This window comes from Arthrobacter sp. H41 (assembly GCF_000520535.1).
In the GTDB taxonomy this organism is placed as follows: domain Bacteria; phylum Actinomycetota; class Actinomycetes; order Actinomycetales; family Micrococcaceae; genus Arthrobacter_D.
This window is the reverse complement of record NZ_KI914793.1, coordinates 30,016-34,145: the sequence shown is the minus strand read 5'-3', so window position 1 is coordinate 34,145 and position 4,130 is coordinate 30,016. Positions and strand designations below refer to the sequence as shown.

General features: G+C 67.2%; 5 protein-coding genes. 1 reads left to right on the top strand and 4 read right to left on the bottom strand.

Going from position 1 to position 4,130, the window contains the following annotated elements:
- From Y705_RS23125 to Y705_RS0109135, 4 genes are all read right to left on the bottom strand, one after another.
- Window positions 1-596: 1,4-dihydroxy-2-naphthoate polyprenyltransferase (locus Y705_RS23125; protein ID WP_253908553.1), on the bottom strand; the 596-nt coding region annotated here is incomplete at its 3' end.
- Window positions 597-648: 52 nt separating this feature from the next.
- Window positions 649-1,785, bottom strand: coding sequence for an AMP-binding protein (locus Y705_RS0109145; protein ID WP_049822531.1), 1,137 nt, complete (start codon window positions 1,783-1,785; stop codon window positions 649-651).
- A 7-nt stretch (window positions 1,786-1,792) separates the two neighbouring features.
- The gene (locus Y705_RS0109140; RefSeq protein WP_026532640.1) at window positions 1,793-2,746 is read right to left on the bottom strand and encodes a 1,4-dihydroxy-2-naphthoyl-CoA synthase; all 954 of its coding nucleotides are present in this window, start codon (window positions 2,744-2,746) and stop codon (window positions 1,793-1,795) included.
- A gap of 58 nt (window positions 2,747-2,804) precedes the next feature.
- The gene (locus tag Y705_RS0109135; RefSeq protein WP_026532639.1) at window positions 2,805-3,242 is read right to left on the bottom strand and encodes a VOC family protein; all 438 of its coding nucleotides are present in this window, start codon (window positions 3,240-3,242) and stop codon (window positions 2,805-2,807) included.
- 179 nt (window positions 3,243-3,421) lie between these two features.
- Between Y705_RS0109135 and Y705_RS18685 the strand changes: the two genes are divergently transcribed.
- On the top strand, window positions 3,422-4,130 hold a 709-nt coding region (locus tag Y705_RS18685), incomplete at its 3' end, for a thiolase family protein (RefSeq protein WP_275450803.1).

The following is a 4,130-nucleotide window of genomic DNA, read 5'->3' as shown; positions in this document are numbered from 1 at the left end:
TCGCGGTCGGTCGGAATGTCGCGCACGTTGTTGGCCATGAGCAGTGCCATCGCGATCAGGCCGGTACCCACCGCGCCGATCCAGGCCGGGGCGCTCAGCTGCCCCGCCTGGGTGTAGGTGGTGCCGAGCGTTGCCACGAGGCCGAAGAACACGAAGACGAAGAGATCGCCGAGGCCGCGGTAGCCGTAGGGATTCCTGCCCCCTGTGTAACCCCATGCCGCGGCAACGCAGCCGATTCCCACCAGCAGTAGGAACCATGCCTGCGAGAGAATAATCAGCAGGAGGCCGGCGGCCATGGCGGCGGCGAAGCAGCCGAAGGCCGCGAACTTGACCTGGCGCGGCGCTGCGGCTCCCGAGCCGGTGAGCCGTAGCGGGCCCACACGGTTGTCGTCAGTGCCGCGGATGCCGTCGGAATAGTCGTTCGCATAATTGACGCCCACCTGCAGCAGCACTGCCACTGCGGCGGCCAGCACGGCGTTGAAGAACCTGAAACCACCCAGCCCGTAGGCCGCCGCACTGCCGATGATCACCGGAGCCACGGCCATGGGCAGCGTCCGGGGGCGGGCTCCCTCGAGCCATTGAGCGGCAGTCGCCACGGGAGTTCCTTTACTGGTTGAGCGAGTTCGGGTGGATGGCCGGAGAGTCCGGTCAGGAGCCGGCTTTCGCGAGCAGAGCCTGGATGGTCCTGCGGTCGGGCTTCCCTCCCGGCAGGAGCGGCAGCGCATCGAGCGTCAGCACCGACTTCGGCACCGCATGGGCGCCCAGCACGTCCTGCACGCGCTGGCGCACCAGCTGGGCTTCCGCGGTGCCGACGACAGCGGCGGCCACCGCGGTGCCCCACTGGGTGCTCGGGACGCCGACGACGAGCGCGTGGCTCACTCCCGGGATCGATTCGATGACGTCCGCCACCACAGCTGCCGAGACCTTCAGGCCGCCGGTGACGATGACATCATCCATCCGTCCGCCCACGGAGACGGCTCCGTCCGGGGCGACCTCTCCGGCGTCGTCCGTCCGGAACCAGCGTTGCCCGGAGTTGAAGGGAAAACGTTCGTCGGTGAGCTCGGGGCTGTTGAGGTACCCGTCAGCCAGGACCGGCCCGCCGATCCACAGCCGGCCCTCTTCGGAAAGGACCTGGACGCCGTCGAGCGGCACGCCGTCGTACACGCACCCACCGCACGTCTCACTCATCCCGTAGGTCGTCACGACGTTCAGGCCATGCTTTCGGACCTCGCTGCGCAGCGACGAGCCCACGGGAGCGCCGCCGAGCAGGATCGCATCGAATCGTTTGAGGACCTTCAGGGTGCTGGGGGAGGGATCAACGAGGAGCCGCTGCAGCTGCGTGGGCACCAGGGACGTGAACCGCACGCGGTCGGTGAGCTCTCCCGCAGCGTCGGTGAAGGCGTCAGCGGTGAAGGATTCCGCACTGTCCAGGATCCAGGGCCTGGTTCCTGCGTACAGCGAGCGCACCAGCACCTGGAAGCCCGCAACATAGTGGACGGGAAGGGTCAGGAGCCACTGGCCCTCGGCCTTCAAGGCCAGGGCCGTTCCCATCGCCGAGGCCGCAAGGGCGTCGACGCTCAGCAGAGTCTGCTTGGGGAGGCCGGTTGATCCGGACGTGCTGATGACTGCCGCGATCTCGTCATTGGGCAACTCGCCGTCGAACTGCTGGCCGGGCTCGCTGTGGGGAGCGACAGCGGGACCTTCGCCGGCAAGCGCGTCGGCGAGCGGCGAGAGCAGGGTCAGCGGGTCGAAGCCGGTGGGGGTGTGGATGGGAAGGAGTTCCATGCAGATCCTAGAAGTAGTAGGGGAATGCGGACCAGTCGGGGTCGCGCTTTTCCAGGAAGGCTTCCTTGCCCTCGGTTGCCTCATCGGTCATATAGGCCAGCCGCGTGGCTTCGCCGGCGAAGACCTGCTGGCCCGCGAGGCCGTCGTCGGGCAGATTGAAGGCGAACTTCAGCATGCGGATGGCCTGCGGGCTCTGGCGGGCGATGTCTGCCGCGTAGCGCAGTGCCGTATCCTCGAGGAGCTCATGATCCACTGCCTCATTGACTGCTCCGGCGGCCACCATGTCCTCCGCGGTATATTCGCGCGCCAGGAAGAAGATTTCACGGGCCTTTTTCTGGCCGATCTGCCGGGCCAGGAGTGCCGAGCCGTAGCCGGCGTCGAAGCTTCCCACGGTCGCATCGGTCTGCTTGAAGCGGCCGTGCTGCCGGGAGGCGATCGTCAGGTCGGCCACGACGTGCAGGCTGTGCCCGCCGCCCGCAGCCCAGCCGTTGACGACGGCGATCACGACCTTCGGCATGGTGCGCATCAGGCGCTGCACTTCGAGGATATGGAGGCGTCCCGCGCGTGCAGGGTCGATCGTCTCCGTCGTCGCACCTTCCGCATAGCGGTAGCCGTCGCGCCCGCGGATCCGCTGGTCGCCGCCCGAGCAGAACGAGTGCCCGCCGTCCTTGGGAGACGGGCCGTTGCCGGTGAGGAGGACGGTTGCGATGTCGGGGCTCATCCGGGCGTGGTCCATCGCTCGGTACAGCTCGTCCACGGTTCCGGGGCGGAACGCATTGCGCACTTCGGGCCGGTCGAAGGCGATGCGCACCGTCGGTAGGTCCCGAAGGATGCGCCCGTCGCCATCCCGTTCCACCTGCCGGTGGTAGGTCAGGTCGGTGAAGTCCTCGAAGCCCGCCACGACGCGCCACCTGAAGGGGTCGAAGGTGTCGGATATCTGGGGAGGAAGATCGAATGCCACCACCAGAGTCTAGCCGGGCGGCGGGTTCCGGACAGGAAGCAGGTCCTCAGCGGTGGACCTAACCGAGACAGAACTCGTTGTCCTCGGGGTCGGCCATCGTGTACCAGATGTGCGGTCCCTGCGAGGCCTGGTACAGGAACCTCGCGCCGCGTGCCTCGAGGGAGGCCCGCAGGACGTCCTTGTCGCCGTCGTCGAGGTTGATGTCCAGATGAACGCGGTTCTTCGCGGTCTTCGGTTCCGGGACGGGTTGGAACAGGAGGCGTTGCCGCCCCTTGGTTCCTACCTCTTCGGCCCGGCAGACGGCGGCGCCGGCCTTCCACACCCGGGTGCCGCAGTACTCCATCAGGTCGTCGGGTCGGGCGTAGCCTGCCTCGAGCATCTTGTCGATGAACGACTGGTCCGTCGGCTCGACGACCCACTCCAGGGTCTTCGCCCACCAGTCCGCCTGGGAGTGGGGGTCGGTGCAGTCGATCGTGATCTGGATGTTGAATGCCATGGGGAAAGGCTAGGCAAGGGATCGGGAGTAGCACAGGGAATTGCGGACGGTTTCGATCCGCAATGCCCGGGCAGGGCCGCCGGAAGCCGGCGGGCGGTGGAGGATTCCTGCTACAGTTTTTACAGAACGATCGGTCGGTAAATACCGGCTCCGGAAAACCGACGACGATGGAGACGGCTATGGCTGAAGCTTTCCTGGTGGGTGGGGTGCGCACCCCTGTTGGCAGGTACGGCGGAGCGCTCTCGAGTGTTCGCCCCGACGACCTCGCGGCGCTCGTGGTGCGGGAAGCCGTGAGCAGGGCGGGGATCGATCCCTCGAGTATCGACGAGGTGATTCTCGGCAATGCGAACGGAGCAGGCGAGGAGAACCGCAACGTCGCCCGCATGGCGACCCTGCTCGCAGGGCTGCCGGACAGCATTCCCGGCATTACCGTCAACCGGCTGTGCGCCTCGGGGCTTTCGGCGATTCTCATGGCCTCGCACATGATCAAGGCCGGCGCCGCCGACATCGTGGTGGCGGGCGGCGTCGAATCCATGAGCCGGGCGCCGTGGGTCATGGAGAAGCCGGGCAAAGCCTTCGCCAAACCGGGAGACGTCTTCGATACCTCCATCGGCTGGCGGTTCACCAACCCGCAGTTGGCGGCGAAGGACAAGCTCACCTACTCGATGCCCGAGACAGCGGAGGAACTCGCCACGGTGGACGGCATCTCGCGTCACGACGCCGACCGCTTCGCGCTGCGCTCCCACCAGCGCGCCGTTGCCGCCGGGGAAGCGGGCCGGTTCGACGACGAGATCGTGGCAGTCCAGGTGAACCAGGGAAAGCGCTCCTTCTCCGTCACCACCGACGAGGGACCGCGAGCCGACACCAGCCTTGAGACACTGGCGGGGC

Coding starts and splice junctions, on each gene's coding strand:
- Y705_RS0109145 (WP_049822531.1), bottom strand. CDS start 1,785: ATGGAACTCCTTCCCATCCACACCCCCACCGGCTTCGACCCGCTGACC.
- Y705_RS0109135 (WP_026532639.1), bottom strand. CDS start 3,242: ATGGCATTCAACATCCAGATCACGATCGACTGCACCGACCCCCACTCC.